The organism is Halomonas sp. ND22Bw (assembly GCF_003011945.1).
GTDB classification, from domain to species: domain Bacteria; phylum Pseudomonadota; class Gammaproteobacteria; order Pseudomonadales; family Halomonadaceae; genus Halomonas; species Halomonas halophila.
Genome location: NZ_PXWD01000946.1, coordinates 1 through 268 on the forward strand (window position 1 = coordinate 1; position 268 = coordinate 268).

Here is a 268-nt window from a genome sequence, read left to right on the forward strand (position 1 = left end):
CGATGCGGCGACGCAGGTCGACGCACGCGGCATAGACGCCGGCGGTCGAGCTGTTGCCGCCCCATTGCCCGCCCGACCCGGCCGATTCGGGAAAGCGGCTGTCGCCCAGCAGGACGATGACCTTGTCGAGCGGCACGCCCATCATCTCCGCCGCGGTCTGCGCGATGATCGTATAGCTGCCGGTACCGATGTCGGTCATGTCGGTGGCGACGGTGACCACGCCCTTGCGGTCGACGCCGACGCGCGCGCCGCTCTTCATGTTCATGTT

At 68.3% G+C, this 268-nt stretch carries 1 protein-coding gene; it reads right to left on the reverse strand.

Annotated features, from left to right (window positions below; genetic code table 11):
- Positions 1-268, reverse strand: a 268-nt coding sequence (locus CVH10_RS20955) for a molybdopterin cofactor-binding domain-containing protein (protein WP_146143220.1), incomplete at both ends; no start/stop codon positions are given.